The sequence below is a fragment of the Pseudomonas triclosanedens genome, from assembly GCF_026686735.1.
Classification (GTDB): domain Bacteria; phylum Pseudomonadota; class Gammaproteobacteria; order Pseudomonadales; family Pseudomonadaceae; genus Pseudomonas; species Pseudomonas triclosanedens.
Map to the genome: position 1 here is coordinate 6,066,439 of NZ_CP113432.1, position 22,711 is coordinate 6,089,149.

Below are 22,711 nucleotides of genomic sequence, written 5' to 3' on the forward strand. Positions count from 1 at the left end.
ATCCGCCGATGAAGTCGATACGGCGGATAGAGCCGTTGGCTTTACCCGCCCTACGAAGGCGGCCGGCGCGTTCATCAGTGCACCTCCGCCGCTTCTTCACGGCGTACCAGCGAGGGCTTTTTTACCGGCACCTCGGTGGCCTCGATGAGTACCTCGGCGACCAGTTCGGCGATGTCCTTGATCTCCGGGCGCGGCGCGACCACGCCTTCGAGCATCGCTGTGCACTGCGGGCAGCCCACGGCCACCAGCTCGGCGCCGGTTTCCTTGATGTCCGCCATGCGCATGTCGGGTATCCGCTGCTTGCCGGGGATGTCGGTGATCGGCGCGCCGCCGCCACCGCCGCAGCAGCGCGAGCGGAAGCCGGAGCGGGCCATTTCCTTCACTTCGATGCCGATGGCCTTGAGCACGTTGCGCGGCGCTTCGTACTCGCCGTTGTAGCGGCCGAGGTAGCAGGGGTCGTGGTAGGTCACGCTGTCGGCCTTGCTCTGCCCGAGGTTCAACGCGCCCTTGCGCACCAGCTCGTCGATGAAGGTGCTGTGGTGCAGCACCTCGTAGTTGCCGCCCAGCGCTCCGTACTCGTTCTTCAGCACATGGAAGCTGTGCGGGTCGCAGCTGACGATGCGCTTGAAGCGGTACTTGGCCAGGGTGGCGATGTTGCGCTTGGCCAGGGTCTGGAAGGTGGCTTCGTCACCCAGGCGACGGGCCACGTCGCCGCTGTCGCGCTCCTCCAGGCCGAGCACGGCGAAGTCGACGTGGGCGGCCTTTAGGATCTTCACGAAGGACCGCAGGGTGCGCTGGTTGCGCATGTCGAAGGCGCCGTCGCCCACCCAGAACAGCACGTCGGCCTGCTGCTTGTCGGCCAGCAGCGGCAGGTTCAGGTCCGCCGCCCAGTTCAGCCGGCCGCCGGGGGCGAAGCCGCCGGGGTTATCGGTGGCGATGAGGTTTTCCAGCACCTCGGCGCCCTTGTTCGGAGTCGCGCCCTTTTCCAGGGTGAGGTGGCGGCGCATGTCGACGATGGCGTCGACGTGCTCGATCATCATCGGGCATTCCTCGACGCAGGCCCGGCAGGTGGTGCAGGACCACAGGGTCTCGGCGTCCACCAGGGCCTTGCCGCCCAGCGCAACGATGGGCTGGTGCGGGCCGCCGCTGTGCTCGCCCAGGGGCTTGCCGGGGTAGGGGCTGCCGGCGAAGTTGGCATCATTGCCGCCCGCCAGGCCGATGACCATGTCCTGGATGAGTTTCTTCGGGTTCAGCGGCTGGCCGGCGGCGAAGGCCGGGCACATGGCCTCGCACTTGCCGCACTGCACGCAGGCGTCGAAGCCGAGCAACTGGTTCCAGGTGAAGTCGGTGGGCTTTTCCACGCCCAGCGGCGCCATGGGGTCGTTCAGGTCCAGGAGCTTCAGGCCGGTGGAGCGGCCGCCGCCGAAGCGTTCGGCGCGGCGGTGCCAGGCCAGGTGCAGGGCGCCGGCGAAGGCGTGCTTCATCGGCCCGCCCCAGGTCATGCCGAAGAACAGCTCGGACACACCCCAGGCCACGCCGACGGCCAGGATGGCCGCCAGGAACCAACCGCCGAAGCCCTCCGGCAGAATGCCCGCCACCGGCAGGGTGGCGATGAAGAAGCTCGCCGAGAACATCAGCAGGCTTTTCGGCAGGCGCATCCACGGGCCTTTGGACAGGCGCGAGGGCGGGTCGAGGCGGCGCTTGGCGACGAACAGCGCGCCGCAGAACATCAGCGCGGTGGCGGCCAGCAGGGCGAAGCCGAGGATGCGGTTGTGCAGGCCGAAACCGTGCACCAGGATCGCCAGCAGCGCCGCGGCAACGAAGCCGCCGGCGGTGGCCACGTGGGTCTTGGACATGTACTTGTCGCGCTCGACCACGTGGTGCAGGTCCACCAGATAGCGGCGCGGCATTTTCAGCAGGCCGCCGACCCAGTCGACCCGGGCGGGCCGGCCACGGCGCCACATCGCGAAGCGCTTCACGGCGCCCAGCACGGCAAGGCCGAGGGCGGCGAAGAGCAGGATGGGGAGGATGATGTTGAGCATTGTTATTGGTCTCCCTACGGGACCGGACTAACGCTGAAAGGGGATGGGTGGAACCCTCGACAATCGATGGGTATCGAAGGCTCCACCCGCCCTGCGGTCGCGTCAGAAGTCCTTGCACAGACGCAGCGCGTCATAGATCGCCGCATGGGTATTGCGCTGGGCCACGCAGTCGCCGATGCGGAACAGCAGATACCCGTCGCCTGGCTCGCTGAGGCACGGCTGCGGCTTGATCGCGAACAGCGCCTCGACGTCGATCTGGCCCTTGTTGCGCGAGCCCTGCTTGAGCGCGTAGTACAGGCTCTCGTCCGGACGCACGCCGTTCTCCACGACGATCTGGTCGACCACCCGCTCTTCCTTCGCGCCGGTGTATTCGTTCTCCAGCACGGCCACCAGCTTGTCGCCCTCGCGGTAGACCTTCTCCAGCATCAGGTCGCCGGTCATGATCACTTCCTTGGGGTACATGCTGCGGTAGTAGGTCGGGAAGGTGGTGCCGCCGATGGCCACGCCCGGCTTGATGTCGTCAGTGACGATCTCGACCTGGGCGCCCTTGTCGGCGAGGAAGTCGGCCACCGACATGCCGCTGAACTCGCAGATGGTGTCGTAGACCAGCACGTTCTTGCCTGGCGCCACCTTGCCGTCGAGCACGTCCCAACTGCTGACCACCAGCCCGTCGGCGGCGCCCCAGTGCTCGTTCTGTTCGAGGAACGGATGGCCGCCGTTGGCCAGCACCACCACGTCGGGACGCAGGTCCAGGATGGTGTCGGCGTCCGCGCCGGTGCCCAGGCGCAGGTCGACGTTCAGCCGCGCCAGCTCCAACTGGTACCAGCGGGTGATGCCGGCGATCTGGTCGCGCTGCGGGGCTTTCGAGGCGGTGGTGATCTGCCCGCCAAGCTGGTCCTTCTTCTCGAACAGGGTCACGTCGTGGCCACGCTCGGCGGCGACGCGCGCCGCTTCCATGCCGGCCGGGCCGCCACCGACAACGACGACCTTGCGCTTCACGCCAGTGGTCTTCTCGATGATGTGCGGCACGCCCATGTATTCGCGGGAAGTGGCGGCGTTCTGGATGCACAGCACGTCCAGGCCCTGATACTGGCGGTCGATGCAGTAGTTGGCGCCGACGCACTGCTTGATCTGGTCGACCTGGCCCATCTTGATCTTGGCGATCAGGTGCGGGTCGGCGATGTGCGCGCGGGTCATGCCGACCATGTCCACGTAGCCGCCTTCGAGGATGCGCGTGGCCTGGTTCGGGTCCTTGATGTTCTGCGCGTGCAGCACCGGCACGTTGACCACCTCCTTGATGCCCGCGGCCAGGTGCAGGAACGGCTCCGGCGGGAAGGTCATGTTCGGGATGACGTTGGCCAGGGTGTTGTGGGTGTCGCAGCCGGAACCGACCACGCCGATGAAGTCGATCATGCCGGTATCGCTGTAATACTTGGCGATCTGCTTCATGTCGTCGTGGGTGAGGCCGTCCGGGTGGAACTCGTCACCGCAGATGCGCATGCCGACGCAGAAGTCGTCGCCGACTTCGGCACGCACCGCCTTGAGCACTTCCAGGCCGAACTTCATGCGGCCCTCGAAGCTGCCGCCCCACTCGTCGGTACGCTTGTTGACGCGCGGGCTCCAGAACTGGTCGATCATGTGCTGGTGCACGGCGGACAGCTCGACGCCATCCAGGCCACCTTCCTTCGCCCGGCGTGCCGCCTGGGCGTAGTTGCCGATCACCCGCCAGATCTCTTCCGGCTCGATGGTCTTGCAGGTGGCGCGGTGCACCGGCTCGCGAATGCCCGAGGGCGACATCAGGGTCGGCCAGTGGTAGCCGTCCCAGCGCGAACGGCGACCCATGTGGGTAATCTGGATCATGATCTTGGCCCCATGCTTGTGCATGGCGTCGGCCAGGTTCTGGAAGTGCGGAATGATGCGGTCGGTGGAGAGGTTCACCGAACTCCACCACTGCTGCGGGCTGTCGATGGCGACCACGGAAGAACCGCCGCAGATGGCCAGGCCGATGCCGCCCTTGGCCTTCTCCTCGTAGTACTTCACGTAGCGCTCGGTGGTCATGCCGCCGTCGGTGGCATAGACCTCGGCGTGGGCGGTGGAGAGCACGCGGTTGCGGATGGTCAGCTTGCCGATCTGGATCGGCTGGAACATTGCCTCGAAAGCCATTGCGGCATCCTCACGGGATCAGAGGTTTCTTGTTGTGGTGGCGGCCTGCGAGCCGCCCGTGCCGAAGTCGTGGATCAGAGCGGTTTGACGACGAACAGGCCGTCGTCGTGGCCGTCCTCGGCGCCGCTGTAGACCTGCTCGGCGACGGTGCGGATGTCGCTGCCGCGCGCCTGGAGGATCTGGTCCATGGCGCCGGCGAACCAGCCGGTGAACATGTAGTCGACCTTGCGGTTGACCTTGCCGTAGACGTACACGAAGGCCGAGTGCTTCAGGCGCACCTGGGCGGTGCCCTTGTCGAGGTCGATCTGTTCGATCTGGAACAGGCCCCAGCCGCGCTGGGACAGGCGCTTCATGTAGTGCTCGAAGACTTCCACGCCGACCAGGCCGTGGCACTCGGCTTCCTTCTCGCACCAGTGCCAGGCGGACTTGTAGCCGGCCTTGTAGAGAATCTCGGCGTAACGCTCGGCGCCCAGCTCTTCCTCGATGCCCATGTGGTTGTTGACGAAGAAATGCCGCGGCACATAGAGCATCGGCAGGGCGTCGGTGGTCCAGACGCCGGTTTCGCTGTCGACTTCGATGGGCAGTTCGGGGGCGTGTTTGGCCATGTGTGCAGACTCCAGAAAGTACTGTTCCGGCAGGGCGCGGCCCTGCATTCAGGTATGAGAAGTGGCGGCGCAGCTATCGATGCGCGCAGCAGGCCCCAGGGGTATTCATCACTCGCCCCAGACTTCGCCGAGGACCCTTACCCAGTTCTCGCCCATGACCTTGCGCACTACGCGCTCGGGCATGCCACGGCCAAGCAGCGTTTCGGTGAGGTTGGGGAATTCGCCCACGGTGCGGATGCCCAGTGGGTTGACGATCTTTCCGAAGTTGGTGAGGCGGCGGGCGTAACCCTTGTCGTGGGTCAGCCACTCGAAGAAGTCCTGGCCGTGGCCCTGGGTAAAGTCGGTGCCGATGCCGATGGCGTCCTCGCCGACGATGTTCATCACGTACTCGATGGCTTCGGCGTAGTCGTCGATGGTCGAGTCGATGCCCTTGGCCAGGAACGGCGCGAACATGGTCACGCCGACGAAACCGCCGTGGTCGGCGATGAATTTCAGCTCGGCATCGGACTTGTTGCGCGGGTGCTCTTTCAGGCCCGAGGGCAGGCAGTGGGAATAGGTGACGGGCTTCTTCGACTCGAGGATGACTTCCTCGGAAGTCTTCGAACCGACGTGGGACAGGTCGCACATGATGCCGACGCGGTTCATCTCCGCGACGATCTCGCGGCCGAAGCCGGAGAGGCCGCCGTCGCGCTCGTAGCAGCCGGTGCCGACCAGGTTCTGGGTGTTGTAGCACATCTGCACGATGCCCACGCCGAGCTGCTTGAAGATCTCCACGTAGCCGATCTGGTCCTCGAACGCATGGGCGTTCTGGAAGCCGAAGAGGATACCGGTCTTGCCCTGCTCCTTGGCCTTGCGGATATCGGCGGTGGTACGCACCTGCAGCACCAGGTCGCTGTTGTCGCGGATCAGCTTGCTGCTGGAAACGATGTTGTTCACCGTTGCCTGGAATCCTTCCCACACCGACACGGTGCAGTTGGCGGCGGTCAGCCCGCCCTTGCGCATGTCTTCGAACAGTTCGCGGCTCCACTTGGCGATGATCAGGCCATCGATGACGATGCTGTCGGCGTGAAGTTCGGCTGGGCTCATCTTGGCGTCCCTCTTGTCAGGCGTCGGACTTGGTGCGCCGGGACTGGCGCCGACGCTTTGGGGGCAGCATATCCCCGGGTGCCGTAGCGACCCGGCTCGAAAGCGACCAGCGAAGTACCGAAAGCGTCAAGGCGGCGACACGGGCGAGGGCATTCGCGCCGGTCTGCCGCGGGTTTCAAGGCGAAGGAAGGGCGCAGGGTGCCGTCAGGCCACTGCGGGCGGCGCAGCCGTCAGCGCTTGCGCCAGCAGGCGAAGAGGTTCCACGCCACCAGGGCGGTGACGAAGGCGGAGCTGCTGTAGAAAAGCACGGCATCCACGTGGATTCCTCCGGAACGACAGCGCCCCCGCGAAGGGGGCGCTGGATGAGGGGGCTTACTTTTCGGAAACCAGCCGGGCGTGAGCGGATTCCTCGCCCAGGTTGTTGAGCATCCGCTCGCTGTACCAGTCGAGGAAATTGATCACACCGAACTCGTAAGTCTTGGAGTACGGCCCCGGCTGGTAGGCGGTGGAGTTGATGCCGCGCTGGTTCTCTTCGGCCAGGCGGCGGTCCTGGTCGTTGGTGGCGTCCCAGACTTCGCGCAGGCGCGCCACGTCGTAATCGACGCCCTCCACCGCATCCTTGTGCACCAGCCACTTGGTGGTGACCACGGTTTCCTGTGCGCTGATCGGCCACACGGTGAAGACGATCAGGTGGTCGCCCATGCAGTGGTTCCACGAATGCGGCAGGTGCAGGATGCGCATGGAACCCAGGTCCGGGTTCCGGATGCGGCCCATGAGTTTCTTCGAGCCCTGCTTGCCGTCCATCGTCATCGACACGGTGCCTTGCAGCAGCGGCATGCGCACGATGCGGTTGCGCAGGCCGAAACTGGCGTGAGCGTAGGGGATCTTCTCGGCTTCCCAGGCGGTGGTGCAGGCCGCGACCTGGTCCTTGAACGCCTGGCTGGCGCGCGGGTCGGTGACGTCATCCCACTCCAGCAGGGTATTGAGCAACTCGGGGTGCGAACCGTTGCAGTGGTAGCACTCGCGGTTGTTCTCGATCACCAGCTTCCAGTTCGCCGCTTCCTTGATCGTAGTCTGCACCGCGACCTTGGTGTTCTCCATGTCGTACGGCTCCATGTAGTGCTCGAGCGTACGCAGGAAGTCATCGATGGCCGGCGGGTTCTCGGCCAGCGAAATGAAGATGTAGCCACCAGCGGTCTTCACGTGCACCGGTTTCAGGCTGTAGTCCTTCATGTCGAAGTCAGCGCCCATCTCGGTGCCCGCGAACAGCAGGCGGCCGTCCAGCTCGTAGGTCCACTGGTGGTAGGGGCAGACCAGCTTGGCCACCTTGCCCTTGTCGCTGACGCACAGGCGCGAACCGCGATGGCGGCACACGTTGTGGAAGGCATGGATCTGCCCCTCGGCTCCGCGCAGCACGATGACCGGGTTGTCACCGATCTGCAGGGTAAGGAAGTTGCCCTTGGTCGGAATCTCGCAGGTCATGCCGGCGATCAACCACTCCTTGTGGAAAATCTCCTGCATGTCCAGTTGGAACAGGCGCTCATCGTTGTAGAAGGGTTGCGGCAGCGAGAAGCTGTGATCGCGGGTGCGCAGCATCTCGGCGGTGGCCTTGCGGGCCGGTTCCAGCGGATCGCCCAGACTCAGAGTAGCGGTGACGTCCATTGCTAGGTCCTCATGCCGCAGCCACACAGGCTGCCGGCGGAAATGGGGAGTCGCTGAAAAACTGAGCGAAGCGCTTCTGGCTAGGTGCCCGGCCGCAGACAGCAGTTCTCGTGCGACAAGGTCAGGCAACAACACCAGGACAGTTTTTCAACGGCTCCAAGTGGCTGATACGGTTTGCCACGCAGGGCTGGTTTGCGGCAGGTGCCAGGCGCGCCGAGTGCGCCGTTTCCCGCCGTCTCGCTCAACCGCTGCTGGGTTGCTCGGCATGGCGCTGAGTGTGCGGCCACGCCATGGGAAGACCCTTATCTACGGGCGACACGACCACATCCGTTTCCGACGCGGCAGCCCCCGCCCCAGGCGCCAGGTCGCGATAAGCATGCAAATGTCGCTGGCAGGTAAATGGGTGGCCGTGGGCGTGCGCACAATCCGCCCCATCAGGCATGCCGAAAGGCCCGTGCGCCCGCATCGTCCGCGACGCGCACCACGGGCCCGGCGCTGCCCATCAGGCCATGCGCGCGGAGAGACAGCATGTCGACGAACAACTTCCTCAATCCGGTGAACACCCAGACCTGGGCCAACGGCCGCCACCTGGTGCGCTGCGTCAAGGCCATCCAGGAAACCTGGGATGTGCGCACCTTCTGCTTCATGGCCGATGCGCCGATCATGTTCTTCTTCAAGCCTGGGCAGTTCGTCACCCTGGAGCTGGAGATCGACGGCCAGCCGATCATGCGTTCCTACACCATCTCCAGCTCGCCCTCGGTGCCCTACAGCTTCTCCATCACCATCAAGCGCGTGCCGGGCGGCAAGGTTTCCAACTGGCTGCACGACAACCTCAAGGAAGGCGACCAGATTCCGGTACACGGCCCGGTCGGCAACTTCAACGCCATCGACTTCCCTACCGACAAGGCGCTGTTCCTGTCCGGCGGCGTCGGCATCACTCCGGTGATGTCGATGGCGCGCTGGTTCTTCGACACCAACGGCAATGTCGACATGGTGTTCGTGCACAGCGCACGCACGCCCAAAGACATCATCTTCCACCGCGAGCTGGAGCACATGGCCTCGCGGATCGGCAACTTCAAGCTGCACCTGGTGTGCGAGAAGTACGATATGGGCGAATCCTGGGCCGGTTATCGCGGCTTCCTGAACAAGGCCATGCTGCAACTGATCGCCCCCGACTTCCTCGACCGCGAAGTGTTCTGCTGCGGCCCCACGCCCTACATGCACGCGGTGAAGCGCCTGCTCGAAGCCGAGGGCTACGACATGTCGCGCTACCACGAGGAAGCCTTCGGCCCAACACCGCCAGAAGTGCGCGCCGAAGTGAAGGAACTGGCCGCCGAGGCAGCCGAAGCGGCGGAGGTACCAGCCGCCGAGCTGAACAACGTGGAGTTCTGCGAAACCGGCAAGAGCATTCGCGTGGCACCGGGCGAGACCGTCCACGCCGCCGCAGCCAAGCTCGGCCTGCACATTCCCAAGGCTTGCGGCATGGGCATCTGTGGCACCTGCAAGGTCATGAAGCGCTCAGGCGAAGTGGACATGGAACACAACGGCGGCATTACCGACGAAGACGTGGCCGAGGGCTACATCCTGTCCTGCTGCAGCATCCCCAGGGGCGACGTGGTGATCGAATACTGATCACCGCCTGTCCCCATCCGCCACACACGTTACCCACGGAGTTATCCACAGGCCAGCGGGGCTTCGGCGCAATGCCGGAGACACCCGTGGCCGCCGCGGATGGCCGCCTCGATCCCGCCTGCAACCCGCATGCCACTAGGGCCAGACCAGATCGCAAAGCCCCGCCGCAAAGCCCGCGCACAGGCACGGCCCGAGCGCCTTGCACGCTCAGCCTGCGACGAATATCCACATGCGCTCAGTCGTCTTCCGGCACCGCCTTGTAACCGCTGGCGAGACGCTGCTGTATGTCCTGCGGCACGGCGTTGTAGTGGCTGGGCGACAGATCGTAGAGCCCCTGCCCCGCGGTGATCGACTTGAGCCGGTTGGCGTAGCCGTCCAGCTCCGCCAGCGGCACCTGGCCACGGATCAGCGCGACATTGGCCGACAGCGACTCGGTGCCCAGCACCTGGCCCCGGCGCCCCGTCAGGTCGGCGGTGATATCGCCCAGGCGAGTGTCCGGCGCCGTCACTTCGATGCTCACCACCGGCTCCAGCACGATGCCGCCGGCATTGCGCAGCGCGTCGAGCATCGCCTTGCGCCCGGCGGCCTGGAAAGCAATGTCCTTGGAGTCCACCGAATGGCTCTTGCCGTCGAACACCGTGACCTTCACGTCCGCCACCGGGAAGCCCGCCAGCGGCCCGGCACTGAGCGCCGAGCGCACGCCCTTCTCCACCGAGGGAATGAACTGGCCGGGAATCACCCCGCCCTTGACCGCATCGACGAACTCGAAGCCACCGCCGCGCGGCAACGGCTCCACCCGCAGGAACACCTCGCCGAACTGCCCCGCTCCGCCCGTCTGCTTCTTGTGCCGACTGTGCCCCTCGGCCGCCCGCGTGGCGGTTTCCCGATAGGGCACGCTGGGCGTGCGGGTTTGTACCTCCAGCTTGTACTGTCCGGCCATCCGCTCCAGCAGGTAGCGCAGGTGCAGCTCACCCATGCCGCGCAGCACGGTCTCCTGGGTGGATGCGTTGTAGTCCAGGCGTACGCAGGGGTCCTCCGCCTGGAGCCGCTGGAGGACTTCGGCCAAGCGCTGCTCGTCGCCACGCCGGCTGGCCTCGATGGCCAGGCCCTGCATCGGCGTCGGGAAGTTCAGCGGCTTGAGGCGGATATGGTCCTCGTCATGGGAGTCATGCAGCACCACGCCGTAATCCAGCTCCTCGATCTTTGTCAGCGCGCCGAAGTCGCCGGGGATCAGTTGCGGCACCTCTTCGTGCTTCTTTCCCTGCAGGCGCAGCAGATGCCCGACCTTGAACGCCTTGCGCCCATCGCCGGCGAACAACTGCATCTCCCGGCGCACCGTACCCTGATGGACGCGGAACACCGCCAGGCGGCCGACGAAAGGGTCGATCACCACCTTGAACACATGGGCCAGCACATGGGCTTCAGGCTCCGGTGAGGAACGGAAGTCATGCACCGCGCCACTGTCGTCGGTGCGCACGAACAGCGGCGGATTGCCTTCGGCCGGGCTGGGCGCCAGGCGCGCCAGCACATCCAACAACTCTGTCACGCCCGCGCCGGTACGCGCCGAAACGAAGCACAACGGTATCAGGTGCCCCTCGCGCAGCGCCCGCTCGAAGGGCGCGTGCAGCGCCTCCGGCGCCACCTCGCCTTCCTCCAGGTAATGCGCCATCAGCTCCTCGTCGACTTCCACCACCTGGTCCACCAGCGCCTGGTGCGCCTCGGCCACGGAGGAAAAATCGGAGTCGCCATCCGGGGCGAAGAAGCAATCCACCACGCGGGTGCCACCCTCGGCAGGAAGATTCAGCGGCAGCACTTCCTTGCCGAAGGCTTCGCGCAAGTCCGCCAGCAACACCGGGAGATCCACCCGCTCGGCATCGATCCGGTTGACTACCAGCATCCGGCACAGGCCGCGATCAGCGGCCCAGCCCATCATGCGGCGGGTGGTCAGCTCGATGCCGTTCTGCGCATTCACCACCACCAGCGCGGTTTCCACCGCGCCCAGCGCGGGCAACGCATGGCCGATGAAGTCGGGGTAGCCGGGTGTATCGATCAGGTTGATCCGCGTGCCCTCGTGTTCCAGATGAACGAGTGCAGCGGCCAGGGAGTGATGGTATTCGCGCTCCATCGGATCGGAGTCGCACAGCGTATCGCCGCGCTCCAGCGAGCCCATGCTGGCGATCGCGCCACTGTGCTGCAGCAGCGCTTCGGCAAGCAGCGTCTTGCCGCTGTCGCCGTGGCCGACCAGAGCCACGGTGCGGATATGTTCCACCGAGTAACTGGACATGATGATCTCCCGCCCCCAGGGTTCCTGAAGTATAGGCAGTCACCCCTGCGCACTCATGGGCAAAAAATGATCAGCACGCCGCAGCCCAGCAGCCATCGGTGCTACAGCCATTCATCCACAGCCCACCCACATCTTCCGGGCAGAACGCTACACAGCCACTGTGGAAAACACGCCCGAAAATCCCTCGAAGATCCCCCGAAAGCCAGAATCCATCGGGCTTTCGCCATTTGATCAAAAAACGTACTGACAACCTGGGTAGCCGCCGTAGCAGGCCCCCAGCGATGTAACGACAGGTTTTCCACACCTTCTGCGAGTTTCGCCCCACAGGCATTGTGGAAAGTCTTGCGACAGCCCGCCAGCCGGGATAAAGCGCCTGTGGATCAATGCCTTGCCAATGCTGCTGCTCAGTTTTCGAACAATCTCGTGAAGACCGCGAACGGCGCAGGCTCTGTGAGCTTTTCCACAGGTGCTGCACAGTGGGGTCAACACATTCCGGGGATAGCGGCGCAAGCGTTGTGCACAGAAATGAGCGGCAGAACGATACACAGGCGTGCAAGCCATTGAAAAACCGTCGCTGATCAAAAAACAGGCAACCTTGCCGAAGTCACGCCATGCCGGGGCCACAGCCTCGCACCAACAGGCTATCCACAGTTTTGCCAGGCTTGCTTCCACAGCAGTTGTGGAGTAATCCACCGACCACCTTTGAACCGCTACAACCCACGCCATACGGAGCTTCGACGATATCTGACGACACTATTTCGGGCCGCCTGGGCAAACGCTTGCGGGATCACTTCCGAAAGACTTGCCCACAGCTTTATCACAAGGATGCCCACGATTTTCCGGTGAAACGCTGAAACAAACGCGGAGCGCCGGCCAGGACCTCGCGGACTATGCTGGCGCTTTCTTCCAGGAGCAGGAGTCCACGCCATGATCCTTACCACCACCCCCACCATCGAAGGCCAGACGATCCGGGAATACCGCGGCATCGTGGTCGGCGAGGCGATTCTCGGCGCCAATGTGTTCCGCGACCTGTTCGCCGGCCTGCGCGACATCATCGGCGGCCGGTCCGGCGCCTACGAGAAGGAACTGGGCCGCGCACGGGAGATTGCCTTCGAAGAGCTGAAGGAGCGCGCACAGGAGCTGGGTGCCAACGCAGTGGTCGGCATCGACCTGGATTACGAAGTGGTAGGGCAGAACGGCAGCATGCTGATGGTGAGTGTCAGCGGCACGGCGGTGCGGGTGTAGGCGCAGTACCTTCGCCGCCTGCGGGAGAAGCCAGCCACCTGGTCAAATCTTGAACGACCCGATGCAAGCCACGCTGCGCGCGGCCTGCAGCCATTCATCCACAGGATGGGGACAGATTGCGCGGGAAACCGTCCCCAGCGCCTGGGGAAAAATCAGGTGGCGCTCATCACCCGGCGGATATCCGCAGCCAGCGCCTCGACGCGGGCGATATCGGTGTCCCAGGAGCACATGAAGCGCGCGCCGCCCGCGCCGATGAAGGTGTAGAAGCGCCAGCCCGACTGGCGCAGGGCCTCCAGCGCCGGCTCGGACATCTGCAGGAAAACCCCGTTGGCCTCCACCGGGAACATCAGGCTCACGCCCGGCACGTCCGCCACCCGCTCCGCCAGCAGGCGCGCGCAGTGGTTGGCGTGGCCGGCGTAGTGCAGCCAGGCGTCGCCTTGCAGCACGCCGACCCACGGGGCGGCGAGGAAACGCATCTTCGAGGCCAGTTGGCCGGCCTGCTTGCAGCGGTAGTCGAAGCCGTCGGCCAGCTCGCGGTTGAAGAACAGGATCGCCTCGCCCACCGCCATGCCGTTCTTGGTGCCGCCGAAGCAGAGCACTTCGACGCCGGATTTCCAGGTCAGCTCCGCCGGGCTCGCGCCCAGGGACGCGCAGGCGTTGGAGAAGCGCGCGCCGTCCATGTGCAGATGCAGGCCCAGTTCGCGGCAGGTGGCGCTCAGTGCCTTGAGTTCGTCGGGACGGTAGACGGTGCCGACCTCGGTGGCCTGGGTGATGGTCACCACGCGCGCCTTCGGATAGTGGATATCCTGGCGCTTGCCGGCAATCTCGCGGATCGCCTCGGAGGTCAGCTTGCCTTCGGCATCGGTGCGCGCCAGCAGCAGCTTGGAACCGTTGGAGAAAAACTCCGGCGCGCCGCATTCGTCGGTCTCGACGTGGGCGGTCTCGGCGCAGATCACGCTGTGGTAGCTCTGGCACAGCGCGGCCAGGGCCAGGGAGTTGGCGGCCGTGCCGTTGAACGCGAAGAACACCTCGCAGTCGGTCTCGAACAGCTCGCGAAAATGATCGGAGGCGCGCGCGGTCCACTGGTCTTCGCCGTAGGCGCGTTCGTGGCCGCGATTGGCCTCGGCCATCGCGGCCCAGGCTTCGGGGCAGATGCCGGAATAGTTGTCGCTGGCGAATTGCTGGGTGTTGTCGGTCATGGTGCGGCCTCGGGAAACGTTGTACGTCAGGCAGCAGCGTAGCAACGGATAGTCGCCCGCAGCCGGAGGGCGCAGGCCTCCCGCTGACGGGAGGCCGCGGGATGGATCAGGGCAGCTTGGTCAGCGCCATCTGCTCGGAGATCGGCACGAACAGCTCGCGCAGGGATTGCGCGGTGCCCTTGTTGGGCTTGTCCGGCGAGCTCATGTTGAGCACATAGCGGCCCTTGATGAGGCCGGTCAGGGTCGATTCGCCGGCCTTGTCGTCCGGGCCGGGCACGCTGATCGCCAGCGGATCGCCCATGCGCGTGCTGTCGATCACCGGCAGGTATTCCTCGCCGCCGAACTGCGCGGCGGTACCGTTCTGCAGCGCCGCCTGGCGCGCCTGGTTGAGCAGCGCGACGTTCTTGCTGGTGGTATCGCGCAGCTTGGCCTGGGCGGCCAGGTACTGCTTGGCGGTCTCGCTCTGCGGATCGCTGCCGGGCGCCGGCATGCCGGTGTCGGTCAGGGTCACCACCAGGCGCTGGCTGCCGTCGGCCTTGCCATAGGTGATGGTGGCGTCGTTGTAGCCGCACTCGCGGGAGATGAAGGGATATCCGTAGACGGCCTTGGCCGGCGGCAGGGCTTTCTCCAGCTCGTGGCCGCTGCAACTGTCGCCGGAAGGCAGGCTGGCGCTGGCGGAGTCGGCGGCCACCGGGGCCTCGGCCTTGGCGGGTTTGCTGTCGTCACCGCAACCCTGCAGCGTCGCGGCGAGCAGCAGGGCGGACATCAGGGGAAGGGTGCGTTTCATGGCGTCCTCGCATTTCGTGAGACGCGCAGTTTATGCCTTCGCGGTGGCTCTTTCCTATCGCCTCAGGGCGCGCACTGCCATTGGCCGGCGTTCTCCACGAAGCGCGCTTCGCCGACTCGCCAGCCCTCGCCGTCGCGCTCCAGGCAGAAGCGCTTGTAGAACCACGCCCGCCGACGTTTCTGATCACCCGCCAGCAGGTACACCTCGTACATCCCGGCCTGCAATGGCTGCGCCGGGGTGCTGGCCACGAAGTCTGCCGGCAGGCTCCCGTAGCCGATGCACTGGTCCGCCAGCAGGCGCAGGCCGGCGCCGGGCTTGCCGGGCGGCACGCTTTGCGCCCAGGTTTCCTTCGCATCGCGAAGCACGGACACCGCGTGCAGCGTGACGACGTTGTCGGCGACCTTCGCCGAGCCTGAGAACAGCCCACCCACCTCATAGGTGCCGGTCGCACCGACGCAGAGCTGTTCGCCGTTCATCCATACCCGGGCCTCGCCGTCGTGGTGCCGGGAAGTCGCCTGTACGGAGCCGGCGAGCACGACGGCCAACAGGCCGCCCAGAAGCTCAGGGAAGCAGCGACGCATCTTTGGGGTTCCTCAGGAAATCGCTCAGGACCGCCTCGAACTCGGCGAGGCTGCGGACATTCCTGCCGCTTTCACTCATGACCGAGTTGCCGGTGGACCAACTGAAGTAGTCGGCAAGGATGTCGCCCTGCTGTTCCATGTTGAAGTCCTGCAGCTTCGACCCCGGCTTGAACTCGTAGGCGTAAGGGTCGCCCAGCAGCCCCCACAAGGTGCCCGGATGCAGCAGGATGCCGTGCAGCCGCACCCAGTAGCCAAGCTGGTGCTGCCACACGTGCACCATCTCGTGCATGAACCAGTGGCGGTCGCGGGCATCCACGGAGAAGTCCGCCTTGTAGAAGTCCGGGTTGAAGTACATCTCCCCGTTGGGCGTCATCGCCGTGTTGTCGGGCTGCAGGCCGAACGGCAGGTATTCCTCGTTGTGCACGCGCACCCGGGCGTAGTCCACCGAGTCCTTGAACAGGCTCTGCGCCATGCTCAGCTCGCCGCTGGTCAGCGGGCGCGACTTGTCGTCTTTCTGCACGGGCACGAGCGTCGCCCCCTGGGGTTGCGTCTTCGACGTCTGGACACCCGACACCGGCAGGGAAATACCCTGGCCCTGCGCCGGATCGTGCCGGGCGCAGCAGGCCGTGGCGATGGCGGGCGGCAGCAGACGGAGACTGGTGACGGCCATCTGCGTCGCCGAGCGGATGGGCTGCGTTGCGCCGGCAAGATCGGTCACGCCCGTGTGCACCGAGCCATCCGCCAGCACGGCCTGGTATGGCAGGCAGGAATAGGGTTGGCCGTTGGCGGCGGAAAGCTGCAACTGACAACTGAAGCCCACTGCGACGGGCAGCGGCGCGACGAACGGCACCGGGCTGTGCTGGGTACCGACCAGCACATCGCCCGAACCGCTGATGATCGAGCCGCCGTGGGCGGTCGCGCTACCCAGGAAGGCGATGGGCTGGCCATCGACCAGAATGCTGCCGATGCCTTCGGTCACGGCATCGCCGCAGGCGCTGCTGTCACCCACACGCAACGCGGGCAGGCCATTGATGATGACGCTGGGAGAGCCGGTGACGGTCGGGTTGACGCCATGCCCGGGCTTCGGGCACGCGTCCTTGTCGCTGAGTCGTGCGGCGGGTCTGGACGTGCGCGGAGTCCCTCCTGGATAGTGGCGGCTCCCCTCGGGGGCCATTCACGCCTTCCTGGCGTCCTGCCGCAATTCTGCCTGTCTGGAACGGTCGTTTCCACAAACCCCGTCAACTTCCTCCCGCAGCGCCATGTCGCAAACGCACTCCCCCGTGGCGTACATAGGCATCTGGGGCGCAAGGGCCAGTCATACCATCGCTGCCAAGGGGCCTCATGCGGCCCGGCACCAGCCATTCCGGCGCGACTCTCGCGCCGCAGGGAGACGCAGCGATGTTCAGCAAGCACGACCAGATCCAGGGCTATGACGACGAACTGCTCGCGGCGATGGACGCCGAGGAGGCCCGCCAGGAGGACCACCTCGAACTGATCGCCTCGGAGAACTACACCAGCAAGCGCGTCATGCAGGCTCAGGGCAGCGGGCTGACCAATAAGTACGCCGAAGGCTATCCGGGCAAGCGCTACTACGGTGGCTGCGAGCATGTGGATAAAGTCGAGCAGCTCGCGATCGACCGCGCCAAGCAGCTGTTCGGCGCCGACTACGCCAACGTCCAGCCGCACTCGGGTTCCTCGGCCAACTCCGCGGTGTACCTCGCGCTGCTCAACGCCGGCGACACCCTCCTGGGCATGAGCCTGGCCCACGGCGGCCACCTGACCCACGGCGCCAAGGTGTCGTCCTCGGGCAAGCTGTACAACGCCGTGCAGTACGGCCTGAACACCGATACCGGGCTGATCGACTACGACGAGGTCGAGCGCCTGGCCGTGGAGCACAAGCCGAAGATGATCGTCGCCGGCTTCTCCGCCTACTCCAAGACCCTCGACTTCCCGCGCTTCCGCGCCATCGCCGACAAGGTCGGTGCGCTGCTCTTCGTCGACATGGCCCACGTGGCCGGCCTGGTCGCCGCCGGCCTGTACCCGAACCCGCTGCCCTACGCCGACGTGGTCACCACCACCACCCACAAGACCCTGCGCGGCCCGCGCGGCGGCCTGATCCTGGCCAAGTCCAACGAGGAGATCGAGAAGAAGCTCAACTCCGCCGTCTTCCCCGGCGCCCAGGGCGGCCCGCTGATGCACGTGATCGCCGCCAAGGCGGTGTGCTTCAAGGAAGCGCTGGAGCCCGGCTTCAAGGACTACCAGGCCCAGGTGATCCGGAACGCCCAGGCAATGGCCAAGGTGTTCCTCGAGCGCGGCTATGACGTGGTTTCCGGCGGCACCGACAACCACCTGATGCTGATCAGCCTGGTGAAGCAGGGCCTGACCGGCAAGGAAGCGGACGCCGCCCTGGGCCGCGTCGGCATCACCGTGAACAAGAACGCCGTGCCCAACGACCCGCAGAGCCCGTTCGTCACCTCCGGCATCCGCATCGGTACCCCGGCGGTGACCACTCGCGGGCTGAAGGAAGAACAGTGCCGCGAGTTGGCCGGCTGGATCTGTGACGTGCTGGACCACCTGGGCGACGCCGACGTCGAGGCCAAGGTGGCCACCCAGGTCGCCGGGCTGTGCGCGGACTTCCCGGTTTACCGTTGACATTTCGAAAGGCGCGATAGGAGCCACTGTCACGCCGTAGCCGTAGGGCGCATAACCTGGAACAGGTTATCCGCCGCCGCCGGCACGGCGGATAACGCTGACGCGTTATTCGCCCTACAAAAGCAGCCTCGCGCCAGGAAACATCAGGAGCACCCCATGCAACGCTACTCCGGCTTCGGCCTGTTCAAGCACTCCCTGAGCCACCACGAGAACTGGCAGCGCATGTGGCGCACGCCCACGCCCAAGCCGGTGTATGACGTGGTCATCGTCGGCGGCGGCGGGCACGGCCTGGCCACGGCGTACTACCTGGCCAAGGAGCACGGCATCACCAACGTCGCGGTGGTCGAGAAAGGCTGGCTGGGCGGCGGCAACACCGCGCGCAACACCACCATCGTCCGTTCCAACTACCTGTGGGACGAGTCGGCACTGCTCTACGAGCACGCCATGAAGCTGTGGGAGGGCCTGTCCCAGGACCTGAACTACAACGTCATGTTCTCCCAGCGCGGCGTCTACAACCTCTGCCACACCCTGCAGGACATGCGCGACGGCGAACGCCGCGTCAGCGCCAACCGCCTCAACGGTGTGGACGGCGAACTGCTCAACGCGCAGCAGGTGGCCGAAGAAATTCCCTACCTGAACTGCACCAAGAGCGCCCGCTACCCGGTCATGGGTTCCACCGTGCAGCGCCGTGGCGGCGTGGCCCGTCACGATGCCGTGGCCTGGGGCTTCGCCCGCGCCGCCGACGCCCTCGGTGTGGACCTGATCCAGCAGACCGAAGTGATCGGCTTCCGCAAACAGGACGGCGCGGTGATCGGCGTCGAGACCAACCGCGGCTTCATCGGCGCCAAGCGCGTCGGCGTGGTCACCGCCGGCAACTCCGGGCACATGGCCAAGCTCGCCGGCTTCCGCCTGCCGATCGAATCCCACCCGCTGCAGGCGCTGGTTTCCGAACCGCTCAAACCCATCATCGACAGCGTGATCATGTCCAACGCCGTGCACGGCTACATCAGCCAGTCGGACAAGGGCGACCTGGTCATCGGCGCCGGCATCGACGGCTACAACGGCTATGGCCAGCGCGGCTCCTACCCGGTCATCGAACACACCCTGCAGGCCATCGTCGAGATGTTCCCGGTGCTCTCGCGGGTGCGCATGAACCGCCAGTGGGGCGGCATCGTCGACACCACCCCGGACGCCTGCCCGATCATCGGCAAGACCCCGGTGAAGAACCTGTTCTTCAACTGCGGCTGGGGCACCGGCGGCTTCAAGGCCACCCCCGGCTCGGGCAACGTCTTCGCCGCCACCCTCGCCAAGGGCGAGCCGCATCCGCTGGCCGCGCCCTTCTCCATCGAACGCTTCCACAACGGCGCACTGATCGACGAACACGGCGCTGCCGCCGTCGCGCACTAAGAGGGCCCGACCATGCTGAACATCTTCTGCCCCCATTGCGGCGAGCTGCGCTCCGAAGAGGAATTCCACGCCAAGGGCCAGGCGCACATCCCGCGCCCGCTCGACCCCGGCGCCTGCACCGACGAAGAGTGGGGCGACTACATGTTCTTCCGCGACAACCCGCGCGGCATCCACCACGAACTGTGGGTGCACGCCGCCGGTTGCCGCCAGTACTTCAACGTCACCCGCCACACCGTGACCTACGAAATTCTCGAAACCTACAAGATCGGCGAAAAGCCCAGCATCACCGCCGCCGATACCGAGAAGAAACCCGCCGCTCAGGGAGTACCGGCATGAGCCAGGTGAATCGCCTTTCCCGTGGCGGTCGTATCGACCGCAGCAAACCCCTGACCTTCACCTTCAACGGCCAGAGCTACCAGGGCTTCGCAGGCGACACCCTGGCCGCCGCGCTGCTGGCCAACGGCGTCGACATTCTTGGCCGCAGCTTCAAGTACTCGCGCCCGCGCGGCATCGTCGCCGCCGGCGCCGAAGAGCCCAACGCCATCCTGCAGATCGGCTCGCGCGAATCCACCCAGGTGCCCAACGTGCGCGCCACCCAGCAGGCGCTGTACAACGGCCTCGTCGCCAGCGCCACCAACGGCTGGCCGAACGTGCAGAACGACCTCATGGGGATCTTCGGCAAGGTCGGCGGCAAGATGATGCCGCCCGGCTTCTACTACAAGACCTTCATGTACCCGCAGTCCATGTGGCTGACCTATGAGAAGTACATCCGCAAGGCCGCGGGCCTGGGCCGCGCGCCCACCGAAGTCGACCCGGACAGCTACGACTGGATGAACCACCACGCCGACGTGCTGATCGTCGGCGCCGGCCCCGCGGGCCTCGCCGCCGCCCTGGCCGCCTCGCGCAGCGGTGCGCGGGTGATCCTCGCCGACGAGCAGGAAGAGTTCGGCGGCAGCCTGCTCGACACCCGCGAGACCCTCGACGGCAAGCCGGCCGAGGAGTGGGTGGCCCAGGTCATCGCCGAGCTGCAAGGCAACCCGGACGTGGTCCTGCTGCCGCGCTCCACGGTCAACGGCTACCACGACCACAACTTCCTCACCATCCATGAGCGCCGCACCGACCACCTGGGCGAGACCGCCCCGCTGGGCCAGGTGCGCATGCGCGTGCACCGCGTGCGCGCCAACCGCGTGGTGCTCGCCGCCGGCGCCCACGAGCGCCCGCTGGTGTATGCGAACAACGACGTGCCGGGCAACATGCTCGCCGGCGCCGTCTCCACCTACGTGCGCCGCTACGGCGTGGCGCCGGGCAAGAAGCTGGTGCTGTCCACCAACAACGACTACGCCTACCGCGTCGCCCTGGACTGGCAGGAAGCCGGTCTGCAGGTGGTCGCCATCGCCGACGCCCGCCCCAATCCGCGCGGCGAATGGGTCGAGGAAGCGCGCAAGCGCGGTATGCGCGTCATCACCGGCAGCGCGGTGATCGAGGCACGCGGCAGCAAGCGTGTGAGCGGCGCGAAAATCGCCCCCATCGACACCTTCCGCCTGAAGGTGACCGCGCCCGGCGAGTGGCTGGACTGCGACCTCATCGCCAGCTCCGGCGGCTACAGCCCGGTGGTGCACCTGGCCTCCCACCTGGGCGGCAAGCCGGAATGGCGCGAGGACATCCTCGCCTTCGTACCGGGCCTGGCGTTCCAGAAGCGCCTCTGCGCCGGCGCGGTGAACGGCGTGTTCCGTCTCGCCGATGCCCTGGCCGACGGCTACAAGGCCGGCACCCAGGCGGCGATCGACGGCGGCTTCAAGGCTGTCGAGGGCGAGCTGCCGGTGGTCGCCGAGCGCGCCGAGGACGCCACCCTGGCGCTGTTCCAGGTGCCCCACGAGAAGTCCACCGCCCGCGCGCCCAAGCAGTTCGTCGACACCCAGAACGACGTCACCGCCGCCGCCATCGAACTGGCCTGCCGCGAGGGCTTCGAGTCCATCGAGCACGTCAAGCGCTACACCGCGCTGGGCTTCGGCACCGACCAGGGCAAGCTGGGCAACATCAACGGCCTGGCCATCGCCGCCCGCGCTCAGGGCAAGAGCATCGCCGACACCGGCACCACCATGTTCCGCCCGAACTACACCCCGGTGACCTTCGGCGCCGTCGCCGGCCGTCACTGCGGCCACCTGTTCGAGCCGGTGCGCTTCACCGCCCTGCACGCCTGGCACGTGAAGAACGGCGCCGAGTTCGAGGACGTCGGCCAGTGGAAGCGTCCGTGGTACTTCCCCAGGCGCGGCGAAGACATGCACGCCGCGGTGGCCCGCGAGTGCCGCGCCGTGCGTGAGTCGGTCGGCCTGCTGGACGCCTCGACCCTGGGCAAGATCGACATCCAGGGCCCGGACGCCCGCGAATTCCTCAACCGCGTCTACACCAACGCCTGGACCAAGCTGGACGTGGGCAAGGCCCGCTACGGCCTGATGTGCAAGGAAGACGGCATGGTCTTCGACGACGGCGTGACCGCGTGCCTGGCCGACAACCACTTCGTCATGACTACCACCACCGGCGGCGCCGCGCGCGTGCTGGAGTGGCTGGAGCTGTACCACCAGACCGAATGGCCGGAGCTGAAGGTGTACTTCACCTCGGTCACCGACCACTGGGCCACCCTCACCCTTTCCGGCCCCAACAGCCGCAAGCTGCTGGCCGAGGTCACCGACATCGACCTGGACAAGGACGCCTTCCCCTTCATGACCTGGAAGGAAGGCAAGGTCGCCGGCGTACCGGCGCGGGTGTTCCGCATCTCCTTCACCGGCGAGCTGTCCTACGAGGTGAACATCCAGGCCAACTACGCGATGGGCGTACTCGAAACCATCGTCGAGCACGGCGAAAAGCACGGCCTGACGCCTTACGGCACCGAGACCATGCACGTCCTGCGCGCCGAGAAGGGCTTCATCATCGTCGGCCAGGACACCGACGGCTCGGTCACCCCGGACGACCTCAACATGGGTTGGGCGGTCGGGCGCACCAAGCCGTTCTCCTGGATCGGCTGGCGCGGCATGAACCGTTCCGACTGCCTGCGCGAAGACCGTAAGCAACTGGTCGGCCTCAAGCCCACCAACCCGATGGATGTGCTGCCCGAAGGCGCGCAACTGGTGTTCGACACACGCCAGTCGATCCCCATGAACATGGTCGGCCACGTCACCTCCAGCTACATGAGCAGCAGCCTCGGCCACGGCTTCGCCCTGGCGGTGGTGAAAGGCGGCATCAAGCGCATGGGCGAAAAGGTCTACGCCCCGCTGGCCGACGGCCGCATGGTGGAAGCGGAAATCTGCAGCTCGGTGTTCTACGACCCCAAAGGCGAACGGCAGAACGTGGATTGAGCGGCCCTCGCCG

Annotated in this window: 16 protein-coding genes; 6 read left to right on the forward strand and 10 right to left on the reverse strand. The window is 66.0% G+C overall.

What is annotated here, in order from left to right:
- Positions 1–74: 74 nt before the first annotated feature.
- From dgcB to gbcA, 5 genes are all read right to left on the reverse strand, one after another.
- Complete coding sequence (gene dgcB / locus OU419_RS28085; protein WP_254469553.1) at positions 75–2,042, reverse strand: dimethylglycine demethylation protein DgcB; 1,968 nt, start codon at positions 2,040–2,042, stop codon at positions 75–77.
- Between the two features lie 102 nt (positions 2,043–2,144).
- Positions 2,145–4,205 carry a dimethylglycine demethylation protein DgcA gene (dgcA, locus tag OU419_RS28090; RefSeq protein WP_254469554.1) on the reverse strand — a complete coding sequence of 687 codons (2,061 nt, stop codon included), beginning with the start codon at positions 4,203–4,205 and terminating at the stop codon, positions 2,145–2,147.
- A 74-nt stretch (positions 4,206–4,279) separates the two neighbouring features.
- Positions 4,280–4,810, reverse strand: coding sequence for a 4-vinyl reductase (locus OU419_RS28095; RefSeq protein ID WP_254469555.1), 531 nt, complete (start codon positions 4,808–4,810; stop codon positions 4,280–4,282).
- A 108-nt stretch (positions 4,811–4,918) separates the two neighbouring features.
- Entirely contained in the window at positions 4,919–5,896 is a 978-nt protein-coding gene (locus OU419_RS28100) for a dipeptidase (protein ID WP_254469556.1), read from the reverse strand.
- Between the two features lie 372 nt (positions 5,897–6,268).
- Positions 6,269–7,558, reverse strand: coding sequence for a glycine-betaine demethylase subunit GbcA (gene gbcA, locus OU419_RS28105; protein WP_254469557.1), 1,290 nt, complete (start codon positions 7,556–7,558; stop codon positions 6,269–6,271).
- Positions 7,559–8,086: 528 nt separating this feature from the next.
- Between gbcA and gbcB the strand changes: the two genes are divergently transcribed.
- Entirely contained in the window at positions 8,087–9,190 is a 1,104-nt protein-coding gene (gbcB, locus tag OU419_RS28110; RefSeq protein WP_254469558.1) for a glycine-betaine demethylase subunit GbcB, read from the forward strand.
- Positions 9,191–9,425: 235 nt separating this feature from the next.
- Here the strand turns inward: gbcB and fusA are convergent, their stop codons facing one another.
- The gene (gene fusA / locus OU419_RS28115) at positions 9,426–11,474 is read right to left on the reverse strand and encodes an elongation factor G (RefSeq protein WP_254469559.1); all 2,049 of its coding nucleotides are present in this window, start codon (positions 11,472–11,474) and stop codon (positions 9,426–9,428) included.
- Between the two features lie 927 nt (positions 11,475–12,401).
- Here fusA and OU419_RS28120 point away from each other — a divergent pair.
- Entirely contained in the window at positions 12,402–12,719 is a 318-nt protein-coding gene (locus tag OU419_RS28120; RefSeq protein ID WP_254469560.1) for a heavy metal-binding domain-containing protein, read from the forward strand.
- Between the two features lie 152 nt (positions 12,720–12,871).
- Here OU419_RS28120 and OU419_RS28125 read toward each other — a convergent pair whose 3' ends face one another.
- From OU419_RS28125 to OU419_RS28140, 4 genes are all read right to left on the reverse strand, one after another.
- Positions 12,872–13,918: a threonine aldolase family protein gene (locus tag OU419_RS28125; protein WP_254469561.1), complete on the reverse strand. Its 1,047-nt coding sequence runs from the start codon at positions 13,916–13,918 to the stop codon at positions 12,872–12,874.
- A 106-nt stretch (positions 13,919–14,024) separates the two neighbouring features.
- Entirely contained in the window at positions 14,025–14,705 is a 681-nt protein-coding gene (locus OU419_RS28130; protein WP_254469562.1) for a hypothetical protein, read from the reverse strand.
- Between the two features lie 62 nt (positions 14,706–14,767).
- The gene (locus OU419_RS28135; protein ID WP_254469563.1) at positions 14,768–15,286 is read right to left on the reverse strand and encodes a hypothetical protein; all 519 of its coding nucleotides are present in this window, start codon (positions 15,284–15,286) and stop codon (positions 14,768–14,770) included.
- Complete coding sequence (locus OU419_RS28140) at positions 15,267–16,460, reverse strand: PAAR domain-containing protein (RefSeq protein ID WP_254469564.1); 1,194 nt, start codon at positions 16,458–16,460, stop codon at positions 15,267–15,269. Before OU419_RS28140 ends, OU419_RS28135 begins: the two co-directional genes overlap by 20 nt.
- A 224-nt stretch (positions 16,461–16,684) precedes the next feature.
- On the opposite strand from OU419_RS28140, the gene glyA reads away from it, so the two are divergent.
- From glyA to OU419_RS28160, 4 genes are all read left to right on the forward strand, one after another.
- Positions 16,685–17,938, forward strand: a complete 1,254-nt coding sequence (glyA, locus tag OU419_RS28145; RefSeq protein ID WP_254469565.1) for a serine hydroxymethyltransferase — start codon at positions 16,685–16,687, stop codon at positions 17,936–17,938.
- 156 nt (positions 17,939–18,094) lie between these two features.
- Positions 18,095–19,345 carry a sarcosine oxidase subunit beta gene (locus tag OU419_RS28150; RefSeq protein WP_254469566.1) on the forward strand — a complete coding sequence of 417 codons (1,251 nt, stop codon included), beginning with the start codon at positions 18,095–18,097 and terminating at the stop codon, positions 19,343–19,345.
- Between the two features lie 12 nt (positions 19,346–19,357).
- Positions 19,358–19,681 carry a sarcosine oxidase subunit delta gene (locus OU419_RS28155; RefSeq protein WP_254469567.1) on the forward strand — a complete coding sequence of 108 codons (324 nt, stop codon included), beginning with the start codon at positions 19,358–19,360 and terminating at the stop codon, positions 19,679–19,681.
- Positions 19,678–22,698 (forward strand): sarcosine oxidase subunit alpha, encoded by a 3,021-nt coding sequence (locus tag OU419_RS28160; RefSeq protein WP_254469568.1) that lies wholly within the window; start codon positions 19,678–19,680, stop codon positions 22,696–22,698. The genes OU419_RS28155 and OU419_RS28160 overlap by 4 nt, the downstream gene beginning before the upstream one ends.
- The last annotated feature ends 13 nt before the right edge of the window (positions 22,699–22,711 follow it).